This window comes from Paenibacillus soyae, assembly GCF_024623455.1.
Taxonomy (GTDB): Bacteria; Bacillota; Bacilli; order Paenibacillales; family Paenibacillaceae; genus Pristimantibacillus; species Pristimantibacillus soyae.
On the sequence record NZ_JANIPJ010000025.1, the window covers coordinates 1 to 24,623 of the forward strand.

25 protein-coding genes and 1 rRNA gene are annotated in these 24,623 nt (G+C 55.8%); 24 read left to right on the plus strand and 2 right to left on the minus strand.

Annotation, left to right across the window (positions count from 1 at the left end; genetic code table 11):
• Positions 1–85, plus strand: a 5S ribosomal RNA gene (gene rrf, locus NQZ67_RS25565); the annotation flags it as partial.
• A gap of 526 nt (positions 86–611) precedes the next feature.
• Here the strand turns inward: rrf and NQZ67_RS25570 are convergent.
• A complete protein-coding gene (locus NQZ67_RS25570) occupies positions 612–1,259 on the minus strand; it encodes a YitT family protein (protein WP_257451577.1) in 648 nt (215 codons plus the stop codon).
• A 154-nt stretch (positions 1,260–1,413) separates the two neighbouring features.
• On the opposite strand from NQZ67_RS25570, the gene NQZ67_RS25575 reads away from it, so the two are divergent.
• The 10 genes from NQZ67_RS25575 (at position 1,414) to pssA (ending at position 12,455) form a co-directional block, all read left to right on the plus strand.
• Positions 1,414–1,851, plus strand: a complete 438-nt coding sequence (locus NQZ67_RS25575; protein ID WP_257451578.1) for an Lrp/AsnC family transcriptional regulator — start codon at positions 1,414–1,416, stop codon at positions 1,849–1,851.
• Positions 1,852–1,936: 85 nt separating this feature from the next.
• Positions 1,937–2,308: a DUF3221 domain-containing protein gene (locus tag NQZ67_RS25580; protein ID WP_257451579.1), complete on the plus strand. Its 372-nt coding sequence runs from the start codon at positions 1,937–1,939 to the stop codon at positions 2,306–2,308.
• A 76-nt stretch (positions 2,309–2,384) separates the two neighbouring features.
• Positions 2,385–3,812: an aldehyde dehydrogenase family protein gene (locus tag NQZ67_RS25585; protein WP_257451580.1), complete on the plus strand. Its 1,428-nt coding sequence runs from the start codon at positions 2,385–2,387 to the stop codon at positions 3,810–3,812.
• A 285-nt stretch (positions 3,813–4,097) separates the two neighbouring features.
• Entirely contained in the window at positions 4,098–4,559 is a 462-nt protein-coding gene (locus tag NQZ67_RS25590; RefSeq protein WP_257451581.1) for a CtsR family transcriptional regulator, read from the plus strand.
• A gap of 17 nt (positions 4,560–4,576) precedes the next feature.
• Entirely contained in the window at positions 4,577–5,098 is a 522-nt protein-coding gene (gene mcsA / locus NQZ67_RS25595; protein WP_257451582.1) for a protein-arginine kinase activator protein McsA, read from the plus strand.
• A 30-nt stretch (positions 5,099–5,128) separates the two neighbouring features.
• Positions 5,129–6,214: a protein-arginine kinase McsB gene (gene mcsB, locus NQZ67_RS25600; RefSeq protein ID WP_257451583.1), complete on the plus strand. Its 1,086-nt coding sequence runs from the start codon at positions 5,129–5,131 to the stop codon at positions 6,212–6,214.
• Positions 6,211–8,673: an ATP-dependent protease ATP-binding subunit ClpC gene (clpC, locus tag NQZ67_RS25605; RefSeq protein WP_257451584.1), complete on the plus strand. Its 2,463-nt coding sequence runs from the start codon at positions 6,211–6,213 to the stop codon at positions 8,671–8,673. Before mcsB ends, clpC begins: the two co-directional genes overlap by 4 nt.
• 488 nt (positions 8,674–9,161) lie before the next feature.
• Positions 9,162–10,529 carry a DNA repair protein RadA gene (gene radA, locus NQZ67_RS25610; RefSeq protein ID WP_257451585.1) on the plus strand — a complete coding sequence of 456 codons (1,368 nt, stop codon included), beginning with the start codon at positions 9,162–9,164 and terminating at the stop codon, positions 10,527–10,529.
• Between the two features lie 15 nt (positions 10,530–10,544).
• Entirely contained in the window at positions 10,545–11,621 is a 1,077-nt protein-coding gene (gene disA, locus NQZ67_RS25615; protein ID WP_257451587.1) for a DNA integrity scanning diadenylate cyclase DisA, read from the plus strand.
• Positions 11,622–11,708: 87 nt separating this feature from the next.
• Positions 11,709–12,455: a CDP-diacylglycerol--serine O-phosphatidyltransferase gene (gene pssA, locus NQZ67_RS25620; protein ID WP_257451590.1), complete on the plus strand. Its 747-nt coding sequence runs from the start codon at positions 11,709–11,711 to the stop codon at positions 12,453–12,455.
• A 96-nt stretch (positions 12,456–12,551) separates the two neighbouring features.
• On the opposite strand, the gene NQZ67_RS25625 is transcribed toward pssA, so the two are convergent.
• Positions 12,552–12,947 carry a nucleoside triphosphate pyrophosphohydrolase family protein gene (locus NQZ67_RS25625; protein WP_257451592.1) on the minus strand — a complete coding sequence of 132 codons (396 nt, stop codon included), beginning with the start codon at positions 12,945–12,947 and terminating at the stop codon, positions 12,552–12,554.
• Positions 12,948–13,107: 160 nt separating this feature from the next.
• Between NQZ67_RS25625 and NQZ67_RS25630 the strand changes: the two genes are divergently transcribed.
• The 13 genes from NQZ67_RS25630 to nusG all read left to right on the plus strand — a co-directional run bounded on the left by NQZ67_RS25630 (position 13,108) and on the right by nusG (position 24,570).
• The gene (locus NQZ67_RS25630) at positions 13,108–14,208 is read left to right on the plus strand and encodes a PIN/TRAM domain-containing protein (RefSeq protein ID WP_257451594.1); all 1,101 of its coding nucleotides are present in this window, start codon (positions 13,108–13,110) and stop codon (positions 14,206–14,208) included.
• A 153-nt stretch (positions 14,209–14,361) separates the two neighbouring features.
• A complete protein-coding gene (gene ispD, locus NQZ67_RS25635) occupies positions 14,362–15,081 on the plus strand; it encodes a 2-C-methyl-D-erythritol 4-phosphate cytidylyltransferase (RefSeq protein WP_257451596.1) in 720 nt (239 codons plus the stop codon).
• A 2-nt stretch (positions 15,082–15,083) separates the two neighbouring features.
• The gene (gene ispF, locus NQZ67_RS25640; protein WP_257451599.1) at positions 15,084–15,560 is read left to right on the plus strand and encodes a 2-C-methyl-D-erythritol 2,4-cyclodiphosphate synthase; all 477 of its coding nucleotides are present in this window, start codon (positions 15,084–15,086) and stop codon (positions 15,558–15,560) included.
• A 592-nt stretch (positions 15,561–16,152) separates the two neighbouring features.
• Positions 16,153–17,613 (plus strand): glutamate--tRNA ligase, encoded by a 1,461-nt coding sequence (gene gltX / locus NQZ67_RS25645; RefSeq protein WP_257451601.1) that lies wholly within the window; start codon positions 16,153–16,155, stop codon positions 17,611–17,613.
• Between the two features lie 789 nt (positions 17,614–18,402).
• Positions 18,403–19,086, plus strand: a complete 684-nt coding sequence (cysE, locus tag NQZ67_RS25650) for a serine O-acetyltransferase (protein WP_257451603.1) — start codon at positions 18,403–18,405, stop codon at positions 19,084–19,086.
• Positions 19,067–20,482 carry a cysteine--tRNA ligase gene (cysS, locus tag NQZ67_RS25655; RefSeq protein WP_257451605.1) on the plus strand — a complete coding sequence of 472 codons (1,416 nt, stop codon included), beginning with the start codon at positions 19,067–19,069 and terminating at the stop codon, positions 20,480–20,482. The genes cysE and cysS overlap by 20 nt, the downstream gene beginning before the upstream one ends.
• Positions 20,479–20,937 (plus strand): Mini-ribonuclease 3, encoded by a 459-nt coding sequence (locus tag NQZ67_RS25660; RefSeq protein ID WP_371825362.1) that lies wholly within the window; start codon positions 20,479–20,481, stop codon positions 20,935–20,937. Before cysS ends, NQZ67_RS25660 begins: the two co-directional genes overlap by 4 nt.
• 248 nt (positions 20,938–21,185) lie before the next feature.
• On the plus strand, positions 21,186–21,941 hold the full coding sequence (rlmB, locus tag NQZ67_RS25665) for a 23S rRNA (guanosine(2251)-2'-O)-methyltransferase RlmB (protein WP_257451608.1): 756 nt from the start codon (positions 21,186–21,188) through the stop codon (positions 21,939–21,941).
• A 3-nt stretch (positions 21,942–21,944) separates the two neighbouring features.
• A complete protein-coding gene (locus tag NQZ67_RS25670) occupies positions 21,945–22,469 on the plus strand; it encodes an NYN domain-containing protein (RefSeq protein ID WP_257451611.1) in 525 nt (174 codons plus the stop codon).
• 216 nt (positions 22,470–22,685) lie between these two features.
• Positions 22,686–23,339: an RNA polymerase sporulation sigma factor SigH gene (sigH, locus tag NQZ67_RS25675; protein WP_257451613.1), complete on the plus strand. Its 654-nt coding sequence runs from the start codon at positions 22,686–22,688 to the stop codon at positions 23,337–23,339.
• A gap of 295 nt (positions 23,340–23,634) precedes the next feature.
• On the plus strand, positions 23,635–23,784 hold the full coding sequence (rpmG, locus tag NQZ67_RS25680) for a 50S ribosomal protein L33 (RefSeq protein WP_082967189.1): 150 nt from the start codon (positions 23,635–23,637) through the stop codon (positions 23,782–23,784).
• An 18-nt stretch (positions 23,785–23,802) separates the two neighbouring features.
• Positions 23,803–24,012 carry a preprotein translocase subunit SecE gene (gene secE / locus NQZ67_RS25685; protein WP_257451618.1) on the plus strand — a complete coding sequence of 70 codons (210 nt, stop codon included), beginning with the start codon at positions 23,803–23,805 and terminating at the stop codon, positions 24,010–24,012.
• Positions 24,013–24,036: 24 nt separating this feature from the next.
• On the plus strand, positions 24,037–24,570 hold the full coding sequence (gene nusG, locus NQZ67_RS25690) for a transcription termination/antitermination protein NusG (RefSeq protein WP_257451619.1): 534 nt from the start codon (positions 24,037–24,039) through the stop codon (positions 24,568–24,570).
• Positions 24,571–24,623: the final 53 nt, after the last annotated feature.

Below are 24,623 nucleotides of genomic sequence, written 5' to 3' on the forward strand. Positions count from 1 at the left end.
TCCCATACCGAACACGACCGTTAAGCCCTCCAGCGCCAATGGTACTTGGACCGCAGGGTCCTGGGAGAGTAGGACGTCGCCAAGCACGAAAGACCTGTCACAGTAAATTGTGACAGGTCTTTTTGTGCGTGGCGACTTCGCTCTCCCTGTTGGGAGAGTGTCTGAACCCTATGATCGAAGCAATTCGATGAGGCGTGACCCGGCCTTAAGTGGTAGGTTCAGACGCCGACCGGCGAAGGGATAGCTTCGAAGCTGATTCATCGCCGGTGCGGTATGGACGTCGCCAAGCACGAATGACCTGTCACAGTAAATTGTGACAGACCTTTATGCGTAGCGACTTCACTCTCCTGTTGGGAGAGTGTCGGAACCATTTTGATCGAAGCAATCGATGAAGCGTGACCGGCCTTTAGAGGTAGGTTCAGACGCCGACCTGCGATGGCATACTTCGGAGCTGAGTCACAGCCGGTGCGAATTGGCGTTGTAAGCACAGTTAACCCTACTTATAGTCTACGGAAAGACAAAAGTAAAGCCTTCAAGCTCGCCGATGCGGGCTTGAAGGCTTATTTGATTTTAGTTCTATATTGTAGCTAATTCATCTTAGGCAAGTCTGACTAAGATGGATTAACCGCGGTCTGGAGGGGCTGGGCCTCTGCAGGTGAACCGTGTTTTATTTTTCGCTTCATGAGTGAAATGACGACGGAGGTAACAGCGATCGACAAGACGGACAGGAGTCCGCTTACGATCGAAAAGGCGGCCAAGCTGGTGAGGATGACGATAAAATCAAATACAAAGTTCGTTTTTCCTGGGTTCACGCCATGTTTCTTATGAAGATAGACCGCAAGCAGCGTTGCGCCGCCGAGCGAAGCGCCATTCCGGAAGAGCGTCGAGATGCCGACTCCGATTAATACGCCGCCGCCGATTGCTCCGACAACCGAAGGCAGGACGAAATCCGGAAGAAGAGCACTTAAGGAGCTCATGGACGTTAGGATGACTATAGCCAGTATCGTTTTGAACGTAAAGGACTTGCCCATATAGAAATACGAGAACAGGAAGAATGGCAGGTTCAATAAAGCGAATAGCACCGGGAACGAGATGCCGAGCAGCGGAGCAAGACTAAGGGACAGCCCGGCCGTTCCGCCCGTGACGACGCCGGAATGTTGGAGGAGAAGAAGTCCTCCTGCGGTTATGAAGCAGCCGATTACAATTTGAAGCCATTTCTGCATCATGACCTTCATTTTGGAGCCTGTTAAGAGTAGCATTTTGCATGCACCACCTGGATGACTGTTATATACTCTAGAATACAGGAGCCGAATCAATCGATATATGTTAAACTGAATCAAATGCATGTTAATATAGATAACATTGAATTTATTTAAACGTATTCCTCATCACTTTGAAAGGTGGCTGACCATTATGGATCAATTGGATCGAACCTTGCTCGAATTGCTTCAGGAAGACGGGCGCATAACCGTTAGCGAACTGTCCAAAAGACTGTCTCTGAGCCGCCCGAGCGTGTCGGAACGACTGCTCCGTCTGCAAGAAAAGGGGGTCATTACGGGCTTTAGCGCTCGAGTATCGCCCGCAGCCGTCGGCCGCCATATTCAGCTGATCATTCAGATTAGCGAGCTGAAGGTTTCGCCGAATGAATTCGAGAAACGGATCGTGCACGATGAAGACGTGTTCGAATGCCATCGTGTGACCGGAACGGTCAGCTATATGCTGAAAGCGGCCGTGCCGGATATGGATTCGCTCAGCACCCTGGTCGAGAGATTGCTGCCTTTTGGCAACGTGAATACGTCGGTTATTTTATCGTCCCCGCTTATTAACCGGCATGTGCTGCCGAAGAAGTAACGGAGTTCTCTAGGAGAGCTGTTTCATGAGCACCTTCTGAGGGTACAAAGGAAATATATAAATGTACCCATAGGGGGAGTTCGAAATGAGAAACCGGAATGCGGTTATCGCAATTGTAGGGGTTAGCATGCTCGTGGGCTGTTCAACGGATGAGCAAGTGGCAGAAGGCTGGGATTACAAAACGGGAAGAGTCATCGCGGTTAACGAAGACCGGGTGCTCGTGGCGGAAAGCGCGGACGTCACGGATGTCGATTGGGAGAGCGGCGAGCAGACGGTCGACGAGCTTCTGCAAGCTATGAATCCCGACGCGATCTGGCTGACGGCGATGGAGCCGTCCGATCTGGACGGCTTGAAGGCCGGTGATGAAGTGCAGGTCGTGCTGGACGGCGAAGTGAAGGAGTCGTATCCGGCGGAGGCAAAGGCCGAAAAAATATCGCTTATGAAGTCGGCGGAATAACGTAGCCAGCCTCCCGATTGCCCGACAACCTCAATGTTGCTATAATGCCTTCATACATGAAAGGGGCGGAAATAGCATGCATAAGGAAGAGCTGTGGATCGGAGGATGCTGGCGGGAGGCAAAAAGCTACGGTGAGCTCAGGGCTCCTTACTCGGGCGGTCTTATCGCCGAGGTTCCTCTTGCCGATGCGGAGGAGACGGGCGAAGCGATCGCCGCGGCTTATGGAGCGCGCGAAGCGATGAGAGCTCTGCCTTCCCATGAGCGGGCAGCCATTCTGGAAAGAGTAGCCGCTGCGCTGAAGGAGCAGCGAGCGGATGCCGCGCGCCTCATCGCCGCGGAAGCCGCGAAGCCGCTGAAGTACGCGCTCGCGGAAGTCGACCGTACGGTGCAGACGTATAAGTTCGCGGCGGAAGAAGCGAAGCGGATTCACGGAGAGACGCTCGCTCTCGATGCCGCTCCCGGCGGCGAAGGCAAGCTCGCGTATACGGTGCGCGAGCCGCTTGGCGTGGTCGGGGCGATTACGCCGTTTAATTTTCCCATGAATCTGGTCGCGCACAAGGTTGGACCGGCGATTGCCGCCGGCAATACGGTCGTGCTGAAGCCTGCCGAGCAGACGCCGCTGTCGGCTTTGTTCATCGGAGAGCTGTTCCACGAAGCAGGGCTCCCGGCGGGGGCGCTCAATATCGTGACCGGCCTCGGCCATGTGGCAGGCGAAGCGATCGTGACGGACGAACGCGTCGCGAAGGTGACGTTCACGGGAAGTCCCGAGGTCGGGAAGAGCATCCGAGCGAAGGCGGGGCTGAAGAAGGTGACGCTGGAGCTGGGCTCGAACGCCGCTCTTATCGTGGATGAAGATGTCGACGTCTCCCGCATCATCGGGCGCTGCGTGATAGGGGCCTTCTCCAATCAAGGGCAAGTGTGCATCTCGCTTCAGCGAGTGTATGTGCACGAGGCCGTCTATGAGCCGTTCGTGCAGCAATTCGTGGAAGCCGCATCCGGGTTGAAGCTAGGCGACCCTCTCGACCCGGACACCGACGTATCGGCGATGATCTCGGAGAAGGAGGCTCGGCGCGCAGTTGCCTGGATTGAGGAAGCGAAGGCAGCGGGCGCGAATGTCGGAATGGGCGGCGTCATCGAAGGAGGCATGCTCCAGCCGACGGTTATTTTGGACGCGGGGGATGCGCTGCAGGTTTCCTGCAAGGAAATTTTTGCGCCGGTCGTCGTCATTCACAAGGTTGCCTCTGTAGAGGAGGCGATCAGGCGGGTGAACGATTCACGGTACGGCTTGCAAGCGGGCATCTATACGAACAATCTCCAGACGGCACTTCGCGCTGCGGACGAGCTGCAGGTGGGCGGCGTGCTCATCAACGACATTCCGACGTTCCGCGTGGATCACATGCCTTACGGGGGCGTGAAGGAAAGCGGGCTGGGGCGCGAAGGCATCCGGTATGCGGTGGAGGAGATGACGGAACTGAAGCTTGTCGTTATGAATCGACATTATTAGAGCAAAGGCGCAAGTTACCCGGCAGGGGGGAACGCGCCTTTTTTTTGTACAGATTGGAGGTCCGACGGTAGATAGAGGTATAAATGATGCGGCGCCGCACCACCCTAATAAGGTGTGAAAAGCGCATTACTATCGCGAGATTGAATTTTCAGAAAATTTAATCGGCATTGTATTGACCTTCGGATTTTTTTGCGTATAATAAAGTTAAAGTCAAAGAAAGTCAAAGTCAATCGAGGGATGAAATGGCTTGCCTTCCTTTGGCGAAGAATCAGGGAGGTTGGTGATTTGCGTAACATTTCCGATCTCATTGAGCAATATTTGAAGCAGATGCTGGACACCAGCGACGAAGGGGCCGTGGAAATTCAGCGCAACGAGCTCGCGGACAAATTTTCCTGCGTCCCGTCCCAGATCAACTATGTGATCAGTACCCGGTTCACGTTGGAGAAAGGATACATGGTTGAAAGCAAGCGGGGAGGCGGAGGCTATATCCGTATCCAGCGCGTGGACCTGCCGGCGCTGAAGACGATCCAGTATCATATCGAACAGACCGTGGGAAACAGCGTGGACCAGGGAGCGGCGGAAGGGCTGATCTATCAGCTCCTCGAGGCTGGCCTGATCTCCAAGCGGGAGGCGGGCTTGCTGAAGGCTGCGATTCACCGGGACACGATCGCCCTCATGCTGCCGATGCGCGACGAGATGCGCGCGCGGTTGCTGCGCGCGATGCTGATTTCCCTGCTGGTGAAATAGGAAGGAGGAACCAGTCTTTGTTTTGCCAAGAATGCGGCAAGAGGCCGGCTACGCTTCATTTTACGAAAATCGTGAATGGCGACAAAACGGAGTTCCACATCTGCGAAAGCTGCGCCAGGGAGAAGGGCGAGGGCATACCGGGAACCCCGAACAGCTTCTCGATCCATAGTCTCTTGTCGGGCCTGCTCGATTTCAATTCGCCGGGAGGCGCCGCTCATACCCACGCTTCGCCTCAGCCGGTGAGATGCGAGGAATGCGGACTTACCTATTCGCAATTCAGCAAAATCGGCAGATTCGGCTGCAGCTCCTGTTACACGGCTTTCGCCGATCGTCTGGATCCGCTTCTGAAGCGCGTGCACAGCAGCACGTCGCACAGCGGTAAAATTCCTAAGCGCTCGGGCAGCGAGATTCAATGCAAGAGGGAAATCGAGCAGCTGCGGCGCGATATGCAAACCTATATCGAGAAAGAAGAATTCGAGAACGCGGCAAAGCTTCGGGATCGCATTCGCGAATTGGAACGAAAGCTATCCGCGCTCTAACCCAGCTTTGGCAGTAAAGGAGTGAGTCTGTTGACGAAGCATCGATTCTCGCAGGATGCGCTTAGCGATTGGATGCGGGGCACGGGTCCCGATTCCGACGTGGTCATAAGCAGCAGAGTGCGCGTCGCCCGTAACCTGCGCCATCAGCCATTCCCAATGCTGGCAACGAGCCAGCAGGCGGAAGCGGTATTGAACCGGCTCACCGAGGTCAGCAGATCGGGCAACCTGGACGCCTACGGGCCATTCGATACGATCTTGCTCTCCGAGCTTAGCGAACTCGATAAGCGGGTGCTGGTGGAGAAGCATCTGATCAGCCCGAATCTAGCGAACGAATCGCGGGCAGGCGCCGTTGTCCTGAGCGACAACGAAGCGGTCAGCATCATGATTAACGAAGAAGACCATTTGCGCATCCAATGTTTATATCCCGGTTTCCAAATCGGAGAAGCGTGGGCATTGGCGAGCGGAATTGACGATATATATGAGGAAGCCGCGGATTACGCCTTCGACGAGAAACGGGGCTACTTGACGACCTGCCCGACGAACGTCGGAACGGGCATTCGGGCATCGGTCATGATGCACTTGCCGGCGCTCGTATTGACGCAGCAGATTAATCGCATCTTGTCGGCTGTTACACAGGTGGGATTAGCGGTTAGAGGATTGTATGGGGAAGGAAGCGAGGCGCTGGGCAATCTGTTCCAAATCTCGAATCAAGTCACCCTCGGACAGTCCGAGGACGAGATCATCGAGAACCTGCACGGCGTCGCGCGGCAAATTATCGAGCACGAGAGGGCGGCGCGCAAGCGACTGCTGGAGGAGTCGCGGATTCGCATCGTGGACCGCGTCCGAAGATCGTACGGTATTCTCTCGCATGCGGCGATTATGGATTCCAAGGAAGCGGCTCAGCGGCTCTCCGACATCCGGCTTGGAGCAGACCTGGGACTCCTGGAAGGCATTACGCCTCAAGTGCTCAACGAGCTGCTCGTGATGACCCAGCCAGGGTTCCTGCAGCAGACGTTTAACGAGAAGATGAGCCCGGAGCAGCGGGATTTCCGCCGAGCAGAGCTTATACGAAACCGATTAAGCGGCAAAAATGATCATGGGGGTGTTGAACAATGATGTTCGGTAGATTCACGGAGAGAGCGCAGAAGGTGTTGGCCTTGGCGCAGGAAGAAGCGGTTCGTCTTGGACATAACAATATCGGCACGGAGCATATTTTGTTGGGGCTCATTCGCGAAGGGGAAGGCATTGCGGCGAAGGCTCTGACAGGTCTCGGGCTTGGCCTCGAGAAAATTCAGGATGAAGTCGAGGCGCTGATCGGCCGCGGCCAGGAGCAGCCGAACAATATCGCGTACACGCCAAGAGCGAAGAAGGTCATCGAGCTGTCGATGGACGAAGCGCGCAAGCTCGGCCATACTTACGTCGGCACGGAGCATATTCTTCTTGGCCTGATCCGCGAAGGCGAAGGCGTGGCGGCCCGGGTGCTCAATAACCTCGGCATCAGCTTGAACAAAGCGCGCCAGCAAGTGCTGCAGCTGCTCGGCAGCAGCGAAGCGGTCTCCAGCAACCATGGCTCGCAGGCGAACGTCAGCACGCCGACGCTGGACGGACTGGCTAGAGATCTGACGGCCTACGCGAAGGAAGGCAACCTGGATCCGGTTATCGGCCGCAGCAAGGAAATCGAGCGCGTCATTCAAGTGCTCAGCCGCCGGACCAAAAACAATCCGGTCCTCATCGGCGAACCAGGCGTCGGCAAGACGGCAATCGCGGAAGGCTTGGCCCAAAAAATTATCGCCAATGAAATTCCGGAGACGCTGCGCGACAAGCGCGTCATGACGTTAGATATGGGCTCGGTCGTTGCGGGCACGAAATACCGCGGCGAGTTCGAGGACCGCTTGAAAAAAATCATGGATGAGATCCGGCAAGCGGGTAACATCATCCTCTTCATCGACGAGCTGCATACGCTCATCGGGGCGGGCGGCGCGGAAGGCGCGATCGACGCCTCCAATATTCTGAAGCCGGCGCTCGCGCGCGGCGAGCTGCAGTGCATCGGCGCGACGACGCTGGACGAATACCGCAAGTACATCGAGAAGGACGCCGCGCTAGAGCGCCGCTTCCAGCCGATTACGGTCGACCAGCCTTCCGTCGAGGAAGCGATCCAAATCCTGCACGGTCTGCGCGATCGTTACGAAGCGCATCACCGCGTGAAAATTACGGATGAGTCCATCGAGCAAGCGGTGAAGCTGTCCGATCGCTACATTACCGACCGGTTCCTGCCGGACAAAGCGATCGACCTGATCGACGAGGCGAGCTCCAAGGTGAGACTCAACTCTTACACGGTACCGCCGAACCTGAAGCAGCTGGAGAACCGTCTGGAGGACATCCGCAAGGAGAAGGATGCCGCGGTTCAAAGCCAGGAGTTCGAGAAAGCTGCGGCGCTTCGCGATACCGAGCAGAAGATTCGCGAAGAGCTCGACGTGACGAAGAACCAATGGAAAGAGAAGCAAGGCCGCACCGATTCCGAGGTGACGCCTGACGATATCGCGCAGGTCGTGGCAAGCTGGACCGGCATTCCGGTCGTGAAGCTGGCCGAAGAAGAGACCGAGCGCCTGCTCAAGATGGAAGACATTCTGCATGACCGCGTCATCGGCCAAGAGGAAGCCGTCAAGTCGGTTGCCCGCGCGATTCGCCGCGCCCGCGCCGGCCTGAAGGATCCGAAGCGTCCGATCGGCTCGTTCATCTTCCTCGGCCCTACCGGCGTTGGTAAAACCGAGCTGGCCCGCGCGCTCGCGGAAGCGATGTTCGGCGACGAGAACGCGGTAATCCGCATCGACATGTCGGAGTACATGGAGAAGCATTCGACGTCCCGCCTCGTCGGCGCGCCTCCAGGGTATGTCGGCTATGAAGAAGGCGGCCAGCTGACCGAAAAGGTTCGCCGCAAGCCATATTCCGTCGTCCTCCTCGACGAAATCGAGAAGGCGCATCCGGAAGTATTCAATATCCTGCTCCAAGTGCTGGAGGATGGCCGTCTGACCGATTCCAAAGGCCGGGTCGTCGACTTCCGCAACACGCTGATCATCATGACGTCGAACGTCGGCGCCGATCAGATCAAGAAAAACTCCTCGCTCGGCTTCACGGCCGTCCAGGACGCGGGCCGCGAGTTCTCCGTCATGAAGGATAAAGTGATGGCGGAGCTGAAGAAGTCGTTCCGTCCGGAGTTCATCAACCGGATCGACGAGACGATCGTGTTCCACTCGCTCGGCGAAGAGCACATCGCGCAGATCGTGACGCTGATGTCCGACGAGCTCCGCAAGCGTCTACGCGAGCAGCAAGTGGAGTTCTCCCTGACGGATGCGGCGAAGTCGTTCCTCGCGAAGGAAGGCTATGATCCGCAATACGGCGCGCGTCCGCTGCGCCGGGCGATCCAGAAGCATATCGAGGACCGTCTGTCCGAGGATCTGCTGATGGGCGTCATCCAGAAGGGCGACACGTTCGTCATCGACGAGCAGGACGGCAAGCTGGTCGTGAACAAGACGGACCAAGCGCCGGTTCAAGAAGAAGAGTCGGCGACGAAGTAACCGCCGCATAATGAAAACCCACCTGCCTAATGGCAGGTGGGTTTTTGCGTTTATTTTCGGCTCGCCTCTATCAGCTTTACAGTAATCACTAAGGATATAATGGCGAAGACGGCCAGCATGCAGACTTGAATCACGGATGTGATGGCCAGCGACTGGTACCAGTCATCCTGAACGAACCATTCTGCAAGATGGAATAGTAGAAAGAAGATCGCTGCGAAAACCAATAGGTGAACGAGTTTGTTGGCTATGTTCGGAATAGTATCGGCTCCCATTCTGCATGATTTGTTTAATAGGACTCGTCTGGATCGCATTTGGTTGCAGGCGGCGGTGCAGCCTAACGTCGTGTCCATCGTTATTAACTGGTGATGGGAAGCGGGCTCCTATAACCAGGATGAAAATAAAGAATGCTTTACATCCATAAAGTGCCTTTCTTGGCACAAGATAAAATGGTAAACTTTGAATACGAGAATTGTTAGAAGGAGCTAGGAATGGCCAAAATAAAAATCAAGTTCGCCTGCACGGAATGCGGATACGAATCGGCGAAGTGGCTGGGCAAATGTCCGGGCTGCAACGCGTGGAACACGATGGTCGAGGAGAAAGAGACGACCGTGAAGACGAAGGGCGTCGGCTTATCGGGAATCCATACGAAAGAAAAGCCGCAGTCCATCATACATATAGAAAGCGGGCAGGAACCTCGCATCGAGACGCGAATGGCCGAGCTTAACCGGGTGCTGGGCGGCGGCGTCGTGCCCGGCTCGCTTATTCTGGTCGGCGGCGACCCCGGCATCGGGAAGTCGACGCTGCTGCTGCAGACGTCCCACGCCTTGGCGATCAAGGGACTGAAGGTTCTGTACATATCGGGCGAGGAATCCGTCCGCCAGACGAAGCTGCGCGCGGACCGGCTGGGCGCGCTTACGGAAACGCTTTATGTATTGTGCGAGACGAATATGGAGCAAATTAACGATGCGATCGAAAACGTGCAGCCCGATTTTCTTGTCATCGACTCCATTCAAACGGTGTTCGATCCGCGGGTGGAATCGGCTCCGGGCAGCGTCTCCCAAGTACGGGAGTGCACGGCTCACTTCATGCGGGTCGCGAAGATCAAAGGCATCGCCACCGTGCTCGTCGGCCACGTGACCAAGGAAGGCGCCATCGCGGGCCCGCGTCTGCTCGAGCATATGGTGGACTGCGTGCTCTACTTCGAGGGAGAGCGCCATCACACGTACCGTCTGCTGCGAGCGGTGAAGAACCGCTTCGGCTCGACGAATGAAATCGGCATATTCGAAATGGGCGAAGAAGGGCTTCGCGAGGTCTCGAATCCATCCGAGCTGTTCCTGTCGGAGCGGCCGCTCGGCGTATCGGGCTCGACGGTCGTGGCCAGCATGGAAGGAACGAGACCGGTGCTGGTGGAGCTGCAGGCGCTTGTCGCCACGACGAACTTCCCGTCTCCAAGGCGGATGTCAACGGGGATCGACCATCATCGGATGGCGTTGATCATCGCGGTACTGGAGAAGAGGAACGGCATGTTCCTTCAGACGCAGGACGCGTATCTGAACGTGGCGGGCGGCGTGAAGCTGGATGAGCCGGCCGTCGACCTGGCGGCCGCGGTCAGTCTGGCTTCAAGCTTTCGGGACGCGCCGACCAAGCCGTATGACGTTATTTTTGGCGAGGTGGGCCTGACGGGGGAAGTAAGGGCGGTATCGAGAGCGGAGCAGCGCGTGAAGGAAGCGGAGAAGCTGGGCTTCAAGCGCGTTATTATGCCGGAGAAGAGCCTGAAGGGCTGGAAAGCGCCCGCCGGCATTGAAATTATCGGTGTGAGCACCGTGGCGGAAGCGCTGAAGGCAGCGCTTGGATAGGGGGCACTTGAACAAATGAAAGAACCGATTCAGCAGGAAGTGATGAACCAGCTATTGCAAATCGTTGCGCCAGGCACCCCTTTTCGCGAAGGGCTGGAAAACGTGCTGAGAGCCAAGACGGGCGCGCTCATCGTGGTGGGCTACAGCCCGGAAGTGATGGAGGTCGTGGACGGTGGCTTCTCCATCAATTGCGACTTCTCGTCTAACTATCTCTACGAGCTTGCGAAGATGGACGGAGCCATCATCATGAGCGAGGATATGAGGCGGATTCTGTACGCGAACACGCAGCTGATCCCGAACAGCTCGATTCCGTCGATCGAGACGGGGATCCGCCACCGCACGGCGGAGCGCGTCGCGAAGCAGACGGGCAAGCTGGTCGTGTCCATCTCCCAGCGGCGTAACGTCATTACGTTGTATCAAGGAAATTTGCGCTACTCGCTTAAGGATATGGGCGTTATCTTAACGAAGGCCAACCAAGCGATACAGACGTTGGAGAAATACAAGGCCGTGCTTAAGCAGTCGTTCACCAACTTGTCCGCGCTCGAATTCGAGGAACTGGTCACGCTTCAAGAGGTGGCGCATGTGATTCAACGGGTAGAGATGGTGCTTCGCATCAAGATGGAGATCAGCCGTTACGTCAACGAGCTGGGCACCGAAGGCCGTCTCATCAGCATGCAGATGGATGAGCTCGTAGGCGGCGTGGAGGAGGACGCGTGGTTCCTGCTCAAGGACTACGCGAAGGATCATTCCGACGAGAAGATTAGGGAAATCCGCGGTGCGCTCAAGAAGCTCAGCTCGGAAGAGCTGCTCGAGGCTTCGACGATCGTTAGGCTGATCGGCTATCCGCAGACGAACAATATGGCGGACGAATCGGTGTCCCCGAGAGGCTACAGGCTGCTGAACAAAATCCCGAGGCTTCCGCTCATTATCATGAACAATTTGGTGGAACGGTTCCAATACTTGCCGCGCGTGCTGATGGCGACCATCGAAGAATTGGACGAAGTGGACGGCATCGGCGAGGTTCGGGCAAGGGCGATCAAGGACGGACTCAAGCGCATTCAAGAACAGATGTTCATTGACAGACAAATTTAATTCCCATACAATTGATTGAATGTGTTCCAAACATTGACCGGCTGAGCAGGCGGGACATTGGGGCATAGTAGAGAAGAGGTGGAATAGATGATCGCAAAATCGATACCGAGCCTTCTCACGGTTGGCAATTTGTTTTTGGGCATAATCGCCATTATATTGGTGTTCAACGAGAAACCGGAGATGGCGGCGGTAATGGTTCTGATCGCCATGCTGCTGGACGGCGTGGATGGACGGGTCGCCCGGGCTTTGAACGCTCAGAGCGAATTCGGCAAAGAGCTCGATTCCTTATCCGATGTCATATCTTTCGGCGTAGCTCCCGCTTTCATCATGTATGTCGTTGCATTCCAGGATCTTAGTCCCGCTCTGGCATGGATCGTTACCGCGATCTTCCCGATCTGCGGCGCGCTTCGTCTAGCCCGATTCAATGTTATCACAAGCAATGCCGGATATTTCATCGGCTTGCCTATTCCGGCGGCCGGCGGCGTTCTCGCCACTCTGGCGCTATTCAAAGACGATATCGCCACATCCATATTGCTTGCAAGCTCTCTCGTCCTGTCCTTCCTTATGGTCAGCACGATCCGATATCCGAATTTCAAGAAGGTCGGCATTCCGCGCAGCGCGGTCTGGGTGGTGCCGATAATCGTCGTCGTATCCGTGGTGCTGGGACTGCTGTTCGAGCATCAACTGTCTAAGATTTTGTTCGTGCCTCTCCTGCTGTACGCGCTCTACGGCCTAAAAAAAAACGTTGACCGGCGTCTGCCGAAGCGTTCGCGCAAGCGCGGCAAGGCACAGGAGAATGCCGATGAATCCGTGAAATCCGAAAAACCGGCTTAGTTTCCGTATAAAACGGCTATCAAAAAGAACGTTCCCCTGAGGTCTCCTGCAGACCGGGAACGTTCTTTTTTGTTTTGGCGTATGCTAGCGTTTTTTTTAGGTCAAATTGAATAGTCCTAGCGTCGAACACTTATTGTATTCTTCGGAGACTACTTCGTCCAGCTGAATCTGAAGCAGATTGCATAATGCGGTCATATAAAACAGGTTACGTCCCAGCTCGCTCTTCACGACTTCGTTGCAATGCTCGCAAAGCGCGCCTGACAGATGGTTCACTAGCGTTTCCTTCGCATTCTCCAAATTCAGCTCGTCGGAGTAGTGCTGCTTGCGCGCATTCAGCTCGATGCAGCCGCAGTCCGTCACCGCCTTCGTTACCGCGCGATTCACGGATGCGCTGGATTGACCCAGCTTCGACATAACGTCCAGCAGGCTTCGATGCCGCAAGAGCAGCTCCGATACTTGCTGCTGGAATTGTTCCATTGTTGGAGCGTTCATGGATTCCACCTCATTCACCCACCTTATAGAAGTAATCACCTTCTCATTATAATCCTCCTTAACAGCGTTTTCCACAGGAGCTAAGATATTGAACATTTTAACCTCGCCCACGATTAGCGATTGAAGAATTGGAACATAATTGTAATGGAGGTGAACCATTATGGTTAGACGAATTATTCAAGCAATCGGATTGTTGTTCGGAGGTATGGCGGGTAGCGAGGTGCACGGATGGGTGAACGGCGCGTCCGTATGGACAAGCTCTTCTTCATTCGGCATGCTTCAGCAATCCGGCACTTATTACATGAATGTAGCGGTAGGAGCCTTCCTGGGCGTCATTGCGGCGACAATGCTAGCGAGCCCAGCCATTCGACTGATGCAGAAGGGCGTCGAGACGACAGCGGAAATGCCGCTTAGGCAGCTGTTGTCGGGTTCGGGAGGTTTGCTGGCCGGACTTCTGCTGGCTGTGCTTCTCTACCCTGCGGTATCGGGATTGGAAGGCGTAGGCGTTCTGCTGCCGGCGGTTATGGCGCTAGCATTCGGCTATTTGGGACTGCGCATCGGGCTTACGAAGCAAGAGGAAATCGTGGAGGGCATCGTGGCTCTCGCGGAGAAGCAGCGTCCTGCGCCGGCGGCGGAGGAGACACGGGGCTACGAGGAGCATAAGATCCTGGATACGAGCGTCATTATCGACGGGCGGATCGCGGATATTTGCAAAACGGGCTTCATCGAAGGCACGCTGGTTATTCCGGAATTCGTGCTGGAGGAGCTGCAGCATATCGCCGATTCCTCGGATCTGCTGAAGCGGAACCGCGGACGGCGGGGACTTGATATTTTGAACAAAATCCAGAAGGAACTGGACGTCAAGGTGCTGATCTACGAGGGGGACTTCGAGGAGATCGGCGAGGTGGACAGCAAGCTGGTGAAGCTGGCGAAGGCGCTTCGCGGCAAAGTAGTCACCAACGATTTCAATTTGAACAAAGTGTGCGAGCTGCAAGGCGTATCCGTTCTCAACATCAATGATCTTGCCAATGCCGTCAAGCCGGTCGTTCTGCCGGGAGAAGAAATTATCGTTCAAGTGATCAAGGATGGCAAAGAGCATGGGCAAGGCGTTGCCTATCTGGATGACGGCACGATGATCGTGGTCGAGGGCGGCCGCGACTATATCGGAACGACGATGGAAGTGCTGGTGACGAGCGTCCTGCAGACGTCCGCCGGACGAATGATTTTTGCCAAGCCGAAGCTGTTGGAAAAAGCGCTGTAACAAGGTATGATAGTACTATTGTACATAGATCGGGTTGTCGGGGCTGTGAATCGTCCCGGCTTGATCTAGGCAGCGCGCTTGACGGATTTCGGCCTTGCTAGTGCGGGGCTGGCTGTGTTCCGAGCGCGAACTTTCGGTTCGGAGGCAGGTTGCATGGAAGCAAAGTGGGGCGTCGTCATCGTTGCGGCCGGACGCGGCACGCGTATGGGCACGCAAGAAAGCAAACAATATTTGCGCCTGGCGGACAAGCCGATTCTCGTCCACACGCTGGAGCTGTTCGGCAGCCTCGGCTTCGTGAATGAGATCGCGCTGGTCGTGGGCGAAGACGATATCGAACGCTGCCGCAGGTGGGTGGACGACTACAGGCTGGACAAAGTGACCTCCGTTCTGCGCGGCGGTTCCGAGCGCCAGCATTCCGTGGCGGTCGGCCTGCAGGCGCTTCGTTCGGATTGGATCATGGTGCACGACGGCGTGCGTCCTCTCGTGACGGAGACCGCGGTGGCAAGTTGCTGCCGCGTCGCTCTGGAGAAGGGCGCGGCCGTTCTTGCCGTTCCGGTGAAGGATACGATCAAGCAGGTCGACGCCGCCGGAACGATCGTCTCGACGCCGGATAGAAGAAGCTTGTGGGCGATCCAAACGCCGCAAGCTTTTCGTCGTGTCATACTGCTCGAGGCGCATGAGAGGGCGGCGGCGGAAGGCTTCCTCGGAACGGACGACGCGATGGTCGTGGAACGAATGGGCGTTCCGGTCGCCGTCGCCGAAGGGGACTACACGAACATTAAGATAACGACGCCGGAAGACTTGCCGTACGCAGAATTTCTTCTTGCGCAGCGGCAGGGAAGCCGGGCATCGAATGGGAGAGGGGAGCAATAGAGATGATACGAGTGGGACAAGGATTCGACGTGCATCAATTGGTGGAGGGGCGCCCGTGCATTATCGGAGGCGTGAACATTCCTTATGAGAAAGGCCTGCTCGGCCACTCCGACGCGGACGTGCTGCTGCATGCCATCTCCGACGCGATTCTGGGCGCGCTTGGGCTTGGCGACATCGGCAAGCACTTCCCGGACACGGACGCGGCGTTCAAGGACGCGGACAGCTTGAAGCTGCTGGAGCGGGTATGGGCGCTGGCGAAGGAGCGCGGCTACAAGCTCGGCAACGCCGACTCGACCATCATTGCGCAGCGGCCGAAGATGCTGCCGTACATCCCGCAGATGGCGGAGATTATCGCCGGCGCGCTTGAGGCCGACGTCAGTCAGATCAACGTCAAAGCGACGACAACCGAGCAGCTGGGCTTCACCGGCCGCGGCGAGGGCATCGCCGCCCAGTCGGTTGTTCTGCTGGTGAAGGCGTAGTAGGGGCTTCGCGTGGTTTAGTGGGCGCGTAAGCTGTTGACAGCGCCTTGGAAGGTTGAAGACGGCAACGCGTGGTCGTGTAAGGCGTTGGTATCGCCTTGGAAGGCTGGAAGAGACGCCGCGCAGTTGCCTAAGGCGCTGATATCGCATTGCAAGGGACCCAAGGGGCCTCGCTTGGCCGCGTAAGACGTTAAGAACGTCTTGGAAGGTGGGAAACGGCAACGCGTGATCGTGTAAGACGTTGAGAACGTCTTGGAAGGTTGAAATTGGCCTCACCAGGTTGTGCAAGGCGTTGAGAACGCCTTACTCGCAGCATGCAAGATACCGTACTGCGAATATAGTTGGCGTCATGCCGCGCAAAAGCGGAGAGCGTGATTGTTCTGGAGAAACGAAGTGCTCGCCAACTAAAACAGCGATCGGAGAATGATCCCGCTCGCAGCGGCTCCTGCGCATCAGCAAGCTTTATAGTCCCGCTTGCAGCGGTCCCGGCGCATTAGCAAGCTTTGTGGTTCAGCTCGCAGCGGTCCCCAGGCGCATTTGCCGGATGATTTTACAAAAAGAAAAGTATTACATACCAAGGGAGGAACCCCATATGACAGCAGAAGTACGCGTGCGTTACGCCCCGTCGCCGACGGGTCATTTGCATATCGGCAACGCGAGAACGGCCTTATTTAATTATTTATTCGCGAGAAACCAAGGCGGCAAGTTCATCATCCGTATCGAGGATACCGACGTGAAGCGCAACGTGGCGGGCGGCGAGGAAAATCAGCTGACCTACCTCAAGTGGCTCGGCATCGACTGGGACGAAAGCATCGACGTAGGCGGTGGCTACGGCCCGTATCGCCAGACGGAGCGTCTCGATATCTACCGCCAGTACTGGCAGGAGCTTCTCGACAAAGGTCTCGCCTACCGCTGCTATTGCACGGAAGAAGAGCTCGAGCAGGAGCGCGAAGAGCAGCAGTCGCGGGGCGAAACGCCGCGCTACTCCGGCAAGCACCGCGACCTGACGCCTGAGCAGCAGCAGGCATACGAGGCGGAGGGCCGCGTCGCGAGCATCCGATTCAGAGTGCCGGAGAACAAAACCTACACGTTCGACGACATGGTCAAAGGAACGATCAGCTTCGACACGACCGAGATGGGCGATTTCGTCATCGTGAAGAAGGACGGCATCCCGACGTATAACTTTGCCGTTGTACTCGACGACCATCTCATGAAGATCAGCCATGTGCTCCGCGGAGAGGACCACATCTCCAACACGCCGCGCCAGCTCATGATCTACGAAGCGTTCGGCTGGGAGCCGCCGATATTCGGCCATATGACGTTGATCGTCAACGAGAACCGGAAGAAGCTCAGCAAGCGCGACGAGTCGATCATTCAGTTCATCTCCCAGTACGACGATCTTGGCTACTTGCCGGAGGCGATGTTCAACTTCATTACGCTTCTCGGCTGGTCGCCGGAGGGCGAGCAGGAGATGTTCACGCGCGAAGAGCTGATTCAGGTGTTCAACGCGGAACGTCTCAGCAAGAGCCCGGCGGTGTTCGATACGCAGAAGCTCAGCTGGATGAACAATGAATATATCAAAAAAGCCGATCTCCCGCGCATCGTCGACATGTGCCTGCCGCATCTTCGCAAAGCCGGCTGCATTCCGGATACGCTGGACGCGGACGGCAGGGAGTGGGTCACGCAGCTGGTAGGCCTGCATCAGGATAAGCTGCGAAGCGCTTCGGACATTGTTTCCGTGACGGAGCTGTTCTTCCGCGAAAACGTCGTCGACGAAGAAGAAGCGACGGCCGTGCTGGCCGAAGAGCAGGTTCCGACGGTGCTTCAGGCGTTCCTGAGCCTTATCGAGTCCGGAGCGGCGCCGTTTACGGTAGACGGCATCAAGGATATGATCAAAACCGTGCAGAAGGATACCGGCTTCAAAGGCAAAGCCTTGTTCATGCCGATTCGCGCGGCGCTGACCGGGCAGACGCATGGTCCGGATTTGAACCAATCCATCGCGCTTCTTGGAGAGGCGAAGATCGTGGCGAGATTGAAGCAGCGCTTGGCCTAGACGGAGGCGGCCTTCTTTTGGGTATCGTTTCGGTAAAGCACTTGCGCTTTGGCACGATACGGTATACTATGACTAGTAATAATGAATGTTCAAAATGTCCGGTTTTCAGCACCGAGAAGGTCGGATGAAGCTAGGAAGTGAGGAGCGGAGCGTAGTGGAGCTACGTGAGCACCGGAAATTCCGGCTGAATTCGATATTCGACGTCGAGTATGCTTCCTGATACGCTTCGTGATCAAAAGTGGACTTTTGAACTGCCTTTAATAAGCCATCGGCCATGAACAGGAGAAGTACGTTAGGCTAAGGATTCGCAGAGAGGACAACCGACATTCGAATCGATGCCGCGAACGCGGACGTAACGAGAATGAGGCTGCAAGTTGTCCAGTCCGCCTATTACGGAAACATGCACCTGGGAGCCTTGCTCCGAGCCGCATTCGATAAGAGGTTCACCCTCTGAAGGGACGCGGTGTAGGCGGCAACGTATCGTCTGCGTTAAAGACCGCAAGAGATGTTCGGCCGTATTAGGCGATTTCGCCTATCGTACGCGCCGTTCAAGCAGAGTGGAACCGCGAACGTACACGCCTCTGCAGCTTTTATGCTGCAGGGGCTTTTTTTGTTGCCGTGGAGGTAGAGCCGCCGATCGCCGCACAAGCGAAAAGGCCGCAGCCGCGCACGGATAGGGGAACCGGCGCCGCAGCCAGAGCAAATAGCTTCAGCATCTTAGACGCGTATCCGCGTTCCCGGCTTTCATCGGAGAGTCATTGTTTTGGCAGCATGGAGGGAGAGGTCATTATGCTACGACAGTTTCGTTCGGACGTGCGGACCGTGTTTGAGAACGATCCGGCGGCCCGGAGCCGGTTCGAGGTGGTATTCACCTACTCGGGAGTCCACGCGATCTGGGCGCACCGCCTGGCGCATGGGCTGTACAAGAGGCGATGGTTCACGCTCGCCCGGGTCATCTCGCAGATCAGCCGGTTCATGACCGGCATCGAGATTCATCCTGGCGCGAGGATCGGCCAGCGGCTTTTTATCGACCATGGCATGGGCGTCGTCATCGGGGAGACGTGCGAGATCGGAGACGACGTCGTCATCTATCAAGGGGTCACGCTTGGCGGGACGGGCAAAGAAAAAGGTAAGAGGCATCCAACGATTGGCAATAATGTGGTTATCGGCTCCGGCGCGAAGGTGCTCGGTTCCTTCACGGTCGGAGATAATTCGAATATCGGATCGAACGCAGTCGTGCTGCGCGAGGTGCCGGACAACTGCACCGTCGTCGGCAACCCGGGACGCGTCGTCAAACGGAACGGGGAGCGGGTAGGCGACCGGCTCGACCACAAGCAGCTCCCGGATCCGGTTATCGAGATACTGAAGTCCATGAAGAAGGAAATCGAGGATTTGAAGAAGGAACTCCGCGACAAGGGCAAACCGAATACAATTGAAGAAGGAGAATGGACGGATGACCATTTCGATATATAACTCCCTCACCCGCTCGAAGGAGAGCTTCCAGCCGCAGGAACAGGGAAAAGTGAAAATGTACGTGTGCGGACCTACGGTCTATGACTATATTCACATCGGTAACGCGCGCCCGGTCATTTTCTTCGACGTGGTCCGGCGTTATTTGGAAGACGCGGGACACGACGTGCAATACGTGGTCAACTTCACGGATGTCGACGATAAGCTGATCCGCAAGGCGGAAGAGCTCGGCACGACGGTTCCGGAAGTGGCAGACCGGTTCATCGAAGCGTTCTACGCCGATATTGACGCGCTGGGCGTCCGCAAGGCGACGCTAAATCCGCGCGTAACGGAACATATTCCCGACATCATCGCGTTTATTGCGGAGCTTGTCGACAAAGGCTATGCCTATCCGAGCGAAGGCGATGTGTATTTCCGGACATCCGCGTTCGAAGAATATGGCAAGCTGTCTCATCAAAACATCGAGGAGCTCCAGTTCGGCATCCGCGTCGAGATCGGCGACCGGAAGGAGAGTCAAGGCGATTTCGTGCTCTGGAAGGGCGCGAAGCCGGGCGAAATCAAGTGGGATAGCCCTTGGGGACCAGGACGTCCGGGCTGGCACATCGAATGCTCGGCCATGGCGCGGAAATACATGGGGGATACACTCGACATTCACGGCGGCGGCCATGATCTGCAGTTCCCGCATCATGAATGCGAAGTGGCGCAATCCGAATCGCTAACGGGCAAACCGCTCGCGAACTATTGGATGCACAACGGCTTCGTACATATCAATAACGAGAAGATGTCCAAGTCGCTAGGCAACGGCATAAAGGTCCATGAGCTCGTGAAGCAGGTGAAGCCGGAGGCGATCCGCTACTTCATGCTGGCAACCCATTATCGGAGTCCGCTGAATTTCAGCGACGACACGATCGCGCAGGCGGAGAACAGCGTGGAGCGGATCGCGAACGGTTACGCGAACCTGAAGCACAGGCTGGAATCGGCCGGCCCTGCTGATGCCGCCCAGTCCGCAGCGGACGAGGCGCTTAAGGGCAGAATCGATGCGATTCTGGAGCGGTTTGCCGCGAAGATGGAGGACGACTTCAGTACGCCGGACGCCATAACGGCGCTGTTCGATCTGGTATCGGAAGCGAATCTGTACATGAAAGCCGACTCCGCGTCCGCTGGGGGTTTGCAAGCACTGGTTGCGGCATTCGAACGAATGGACAACGTGCTGGGTCTTCTCCCGCTGGCGGCGGGAGCCGATCTTCTCGACGAGGAGATCGAGGGGCTGATCGTCGAACGGACGGAAGCGCGCAAAGCGAAGAACTGGGCGCGCGCGGACGAAATCCGCGATTTGCTGAACGAGAAGAACATCGTGCTCGAGGATACGCCGCAAGGCATCCGCTGGCGGCGCAAATGATGGGGCCGGACGCATTCCCGAATAAAGCGGAGGAGGGCGGCGGCAATCCGCTTGCTTTTCACGCTCCAGCGCAGAAGACCGGATTGATTAATCCGGTCGTGCTCGCCTATATGGGAGATGCCGTATTCGAGCTGCTGGTTCGGCAATATCTCATCTCGCTGCCCAACAATAAGTCGCATCATCTGCACAAAGAAGCGACAAAGCTTGTATCGGCCAAAGCGCAGAAGGCGATCCTGGAGAAATGGCAGCCGCATCTGACGGTGGAGGAAGCGGATATCGTGCGCCGGGGACGGAACACGAAGTCCGGATCGCCGCCCAAAAACGCGGATCCCGCCGATTACCGGCACGCGACCGCGCTCGAATGTCTGATCGGGCATCTCTATTTCGAAGGCAAGCTCGGACGTATCCAGGAGCTGTTCGAGATCGCCCTCGGCGATCGGGAGCTCGCCACCTAATGTATTTTTTATAAATGGATGTTCAAAAAGTCTGGCTTTCAGCACCGAGAAGATTGGATGAAGCTAGAAACTGAGGAACGGAACGTAGCAGAGCTACGTGAGTACCTCAAATGTTTCCGAAGGAAACATACTTCGTAAGCATACGCTGTTTCGGCTGAATTCAATATTCGATGTCGAGTAAGCTTCATGCGATGCTTCGTGATCAAAGTCGGGCTTTTTGAACTACCTTTAATGACAGGAGGACAATCATGTCCGTTGAAGTTAACCAAGAAGAACTTATCGCCGGCAAGCATCCGGTTCTGGAAGCGCTGCGTTCCGGGCGGGAGATCAATAAAATATGGATTGCCGAAGGCGCGCAGAAGAGCATGACCCAGCCCATCACGGCCGAAGCGAAGAAGCTGGGCATCGTCGTCCAATTCGTCGATAAGCGCAAGCTCGACACGATGGCGGCGGGCGTAGCCCATCAAGGGGTTATCGCGCAAGCGGCCGCCTTCGCGTACGCCGAGGTGGAGGACATCCTCGCGGCGGCGCAGACGAAGAACGAAACTCCGTTTATTTTGCTTCTCGACGAAATCGAAGATCCACATAATCTGGGCTCCATCCTCCGTACGGCTGAATGCACGGGCGTGCACGGCGTTATCATTCCGAAGCGCCGCGCGGCGGGGCTTACGACCACGGTGCTGAAGACGTCTGCTGGCGCGGCGGAGCACGTGCCGGTCGCCCGGGTGACGAATCTGGCGCAGACGATCGACAAGCTGAAGGAAGCGGGCGTATGGGTCGCGGGAACGGATGTCGGGGCGAAGCAGGATGTGTACAAGACCAAGTTCGATATGCCCCTCGCCATTGTCATAGGGAACGAAAGCAAAGGAATGGGGCGTCTCATTAAGGAAAAATGCGATTTTCTCGTGAAGCTTCCGATGCTGGGCCAATTAAATTCCTTGAACGCGTCCGTAGCCGCCGGCGTGCTGATGTACGAGGTTGTCAGGCAGCGCCGGAGTCTGTAGGCCATGAACCGGCGCAATGACGTCCTTCTCGTGGACGGCTACAACATGATCGGCGCCTGGCCGGAGCTCGCGAGGCTCAAGGAACACGATTTGGAGGACGCGCGCGACAAGCTTCTGGATATGATGGCCGATTACCAAGGGTTCACGGGCATGCAGGTCTACGTCATATTCGACGCGCATCAAGTGCCCGGCCTGGGCAAAACGTTCAAGCAGCATCAGCTGACGGTCGTGTATACGAAAGAGAAGGAAACGGCGGACGAATGCATCGAGAGATTGTGCAACGAGCTGATCGCGAGACGGCGCAATCTCTACGTGGCGACATCCGACATGATCGAGCAGCACGTCGCTTTCGGCAAGGGCGCGCTGCGCGTCTCGGCCCGGGAGCTGCTCATCGACATCGGGCAGAACCGCAAGCAGATCGAGCAGTCGATCCGGGAGGAGAAGCAGGTGAAGCGCAACTCCTTGGACCAGAACGTCAGCCTCGATGTATGGAGTAAGCTGGAACGATTGCGAAGAGGCGGAAAATAGCGGCGAAGCAAGCATCGCGGACTCTTTCAAACTGTGGCACAAAGTTACATTTTTGCTATAAAATCGATAGTTTTCGGGGATCGGATCGGTTGACGTTGTAAGGTTACATAATGTATACTGACATCATGTTTCAAGCGATCTTTCATGCGGAAATGGCGCAATCATATAAACTCGAAATCTAGCGCGGCGTACGCCTTGCAGGCCGGAGGGATAGACGTGAGTATCGACCTCAAAGAGTGGAGTACGCTCGAATATGAGTGCAGCGCAGACGAAGACATCGTAGAGGCGGTCCGTAACGGCGACAGCATAGCGCTGGAGTATTTGATTAACAAATATAAGAATTTCGTGAGAGCGAAGGCGAGATCGTACTTTCTGATCGGCGCCGACCGCGAGGATATCGTTCAGGAAGGCATGATCGGCTTATATAAGGCGATCCGCGATTTTAAAGGGGACAAGCTGGCGAGCTTTAAGGCGTTCGCCGAGCTGTGCATCACTCGCCAGATCATTACGGCGATTAAGACCGCGACCCGGCAGAAGCATATTCCTCTCAATTCTTATGTTTCGTTAGACAAGCCCATCTATGACGAGGATTCCGACCGGACTTTGCTCGACGTCATTTGCGGCACCCGAGTGTCCGACCCCGAGGAACTGATCATTAACCAAGAAGAATTTGTCGGTCTGGAAGATAAGATGTCCGAGATTCTGAGCGATCTGGAACGAAAGGTTCTCATGCTCTATCTCGACGGGAGATCCTATCAAGAGATCGCGGTCGATCTCGACAGGCATGTGAAATCCATCGACAATGCTCTTCAGCGCGTGAAGCGCAAGCTGGAGAAGTATTTGGAGGTTCGCGATTTCGGAAACGTATAGACGAACATGAACGGCGGACTGTCTTATCTGTCTGACTTTTTCAGGCGGAGAAGGCAGTCTTTTGGTTTTAAAGTCCGCGGTTTAGACCATACTGGTAGAATCCAATCCGGGGTCGCGGTGCCAGTATTTCACACGCATATAACCGACATCTTTCGTTGACACGGGGTATGCGCTGTGATAAAGTGTTTAGGTAGGCCTGAATTCGAGGTTTTTTTCGTATTGGCGATGGAATCAATGAAATTCATATAGAGCTTCAATGATTCGTATTTTTAAGCAGTTCGGGAGGTGTAATTCAATGCGGGTAATCATCACGTTGGCATGCACAAACTGCAAACAAAGAAACTATGCGACAACCAAGAACAAGCGCAATCACCCCGACCGCATCGAGTTGAAGAAGTTTTGCAAGTTCTGTAACGAGCAGACTCCTCATCGCGAGACGCGATAGTCCATTGGAGGTGTTACCGTGGCGTTTTTGGCGAGACTGAAGCAGGGCTTTGGTACGACGTTTAGTTTTTTTGCCGACAGCTGGGCGGAGCTGAAGAAGGTTCGCTGGCCAAGTCGTAAAGAGCTCACCAGTTATTCTTTGATCGTGTTCTTCACGGTTATCGCGGTGACGATTTACTTCTGGCTTCTTGACATCGGGATCTCGGAATTGGTTCAGCTGATTGTCTAAGAAGGGACCAAAGGTGGATTATTGATGGAAAAAAGATGGTATGTCGTGCATACTTACTCCGGCTATGAGAACAAAGTGAAAACCAATCTGGAGCGCCGGGTTGAATCAATGGGCATGGAGGACAAGATCTTCCGCGTGCTTGTTCCTATGGAAGACGAAGTGGTAGAGAAGGACGGGAAGAAAAAAACCGTTCAGCGCAAGGTCTACCCTGGCTACGTTCTTGTGGAAATGGTTCAAACCGACGATTCGTGGTACGTTGTTCGCAATACGCCTGGTGTAACGGGATTCGTAGGATCGACGGGATCCGGCTCCAAACCGACTCCTCTGCTGCCTGACGAAGTGGATCAGATTCTGAAACACATGGGCATGGAAGAGCCGAAGCCGAAGATCGAGTACGAGCTGAAGGAAACCGTTCGCGTCAAAGAAGGTCCTTTTGCCGATTTTGTAGGTTCGGTAGAAGAGATATTGCTTGACAAAGCGAAGCTGAAAGTCCATGTTAACATGTTTGGCAGGGAAACCCCGCTTGAGCTGGATTACACTCAGGTGGAGAAGATATAACTATCCGGTTTCCGGAGCAGGCGCATGCGCTTGTAAATTAAGGCAAGGAGGTG

Bases quoted from the DNA above. Each gene is read 5' to 3' on its own strand.
- NQZ67_RS25570 (WP_257451577.1), bottom strand. From the start codon at position 1,259: ATGCTACTCTTAACAGGCTCCAAAATGAAGGTCATGATGCAGAAATGG.
- NQZ67_RS25575 (WP_257451578.1), top strand. From the start codon at position 1,414: ATGGATCAATTGGATCGAACCTTGCTCGAATTGCTTCAGGAAGACGGG.
- NQZ67_RS25580 (WP_257451579.1), top strand. From the start codon at position 1,937: ATGAGAAACCGGAATGCGGTTATCGCAATTGTAGGGGTTAGCATGCTC.
- NQZ67_RS25585 (WP_257451580.1), top strand. From the start codon at position 2,385: ATGCATAAGGAAGAGCTGTGGATCGGAGGATGCTGGCGGGAGGCAAAA.
- clpC (WP_257451584.1), top strand. From the start codon at position 6,211: ATGATGTTCGGTAGATTCACGGAGAGAGCGCAGAAGGTGTTGGCCTTG.
- radA (WP_257451585.1), top strand. From the start codon at position 9,162: ATGGCCAAAATAAAAATCAAGTTCGCCTGCACGGAATGCGGATACGAA.
- disA (WP_257451587.1), top strand. From the start codon at position 10,545: ATGAAAGAACCGATTCAGCAGGAAGTGATGAACCAGCTATTGCAAATC.
- pssA (WP_257451590.1), top strand. From the start codon at position 11,709: ATGATCGCAAAATCGATACCGAGCCTTCTCACGGTTGGCAATTTGTTT.
- NQZ67_RS25625 (WP_257451592.1), bottom strand. From the start codon at position 12,947: ATGAACGCTCCAACAATGGAACAATTCCAGCAGCAAGTATCGGAGCTG.
- NQZ67_RS25630 (WP_257451594.1), top strand. From the start codon at position 13,108: ATGGTTAGACGAATTATTCAAGCAATCGGATTGTTGTTCGGAGGTATG.
- ispD (WP_257451596.1), top strand. From the start codon at position 14,362: ATGGAAGCAAAGTGGGGCGTCGTCATCGTTGCGGCCGGACGCGGCACG.
- ispF (WP_257451599.1), top strand. From the start codon at position 15,084: ATGATACGAGTGGGACAAGGATTCGACGTGCATCAATTGGTGGAGGGG.
- gltX (WP_257451601.1), top strand. From the start codon at position 16,153: ATGACAGCAGAAGTACGCGTGCGTTACGCCCCGTCGCCGACGGGTCAT.
- cysE (WP_257451603.1), top strand. From the start codon at position 18,403: ATGCTACGACAGTTTCGTTCGGACGTGCGGACCGTGTTTGAGAACGAT.
- cysS (WP_257451605.1), top strand. From the start codon at position 19,067: ATGACCATTTCGATATATAACTCCCTCACCCGCTCGAAGGAGAGCTTC.
- NQZ67_RS25660 (WP_371825362.1), top strand. From the start codon at position 20,479: ATGATGGGGCCGGACGCATTCCCGAATAAAGCGGAGGAGGGCGGCGGC.
- rlmB (WP_257451608.1), top strand. From the start codon at position 21,186: ATGTCCGTTGAAGTTAACCAAGAAGAACTTATCGCCGGCAAGCATCCG.
- NQZ67_RS25670 (WP_257451611.1), top strand. From the start codon at position 21,945: ATGAACCGGCGCAATGACGTCCTTCTCGTGGACGGCTACAACATGATC.
- rpmG (WP_082967189.1), top strand. From the start codon at position 23,635: ATGCGGGTAATCATCACGTTGGCATGCACAAACTGCAAACAAAGAAAC.
- nusG (WP_257451619.1), top strand. From the start codon at position 24,037: ATGGAAAAAAGATGGTATGTCGTGCATACTTACTCCGGCTATGAGAAC.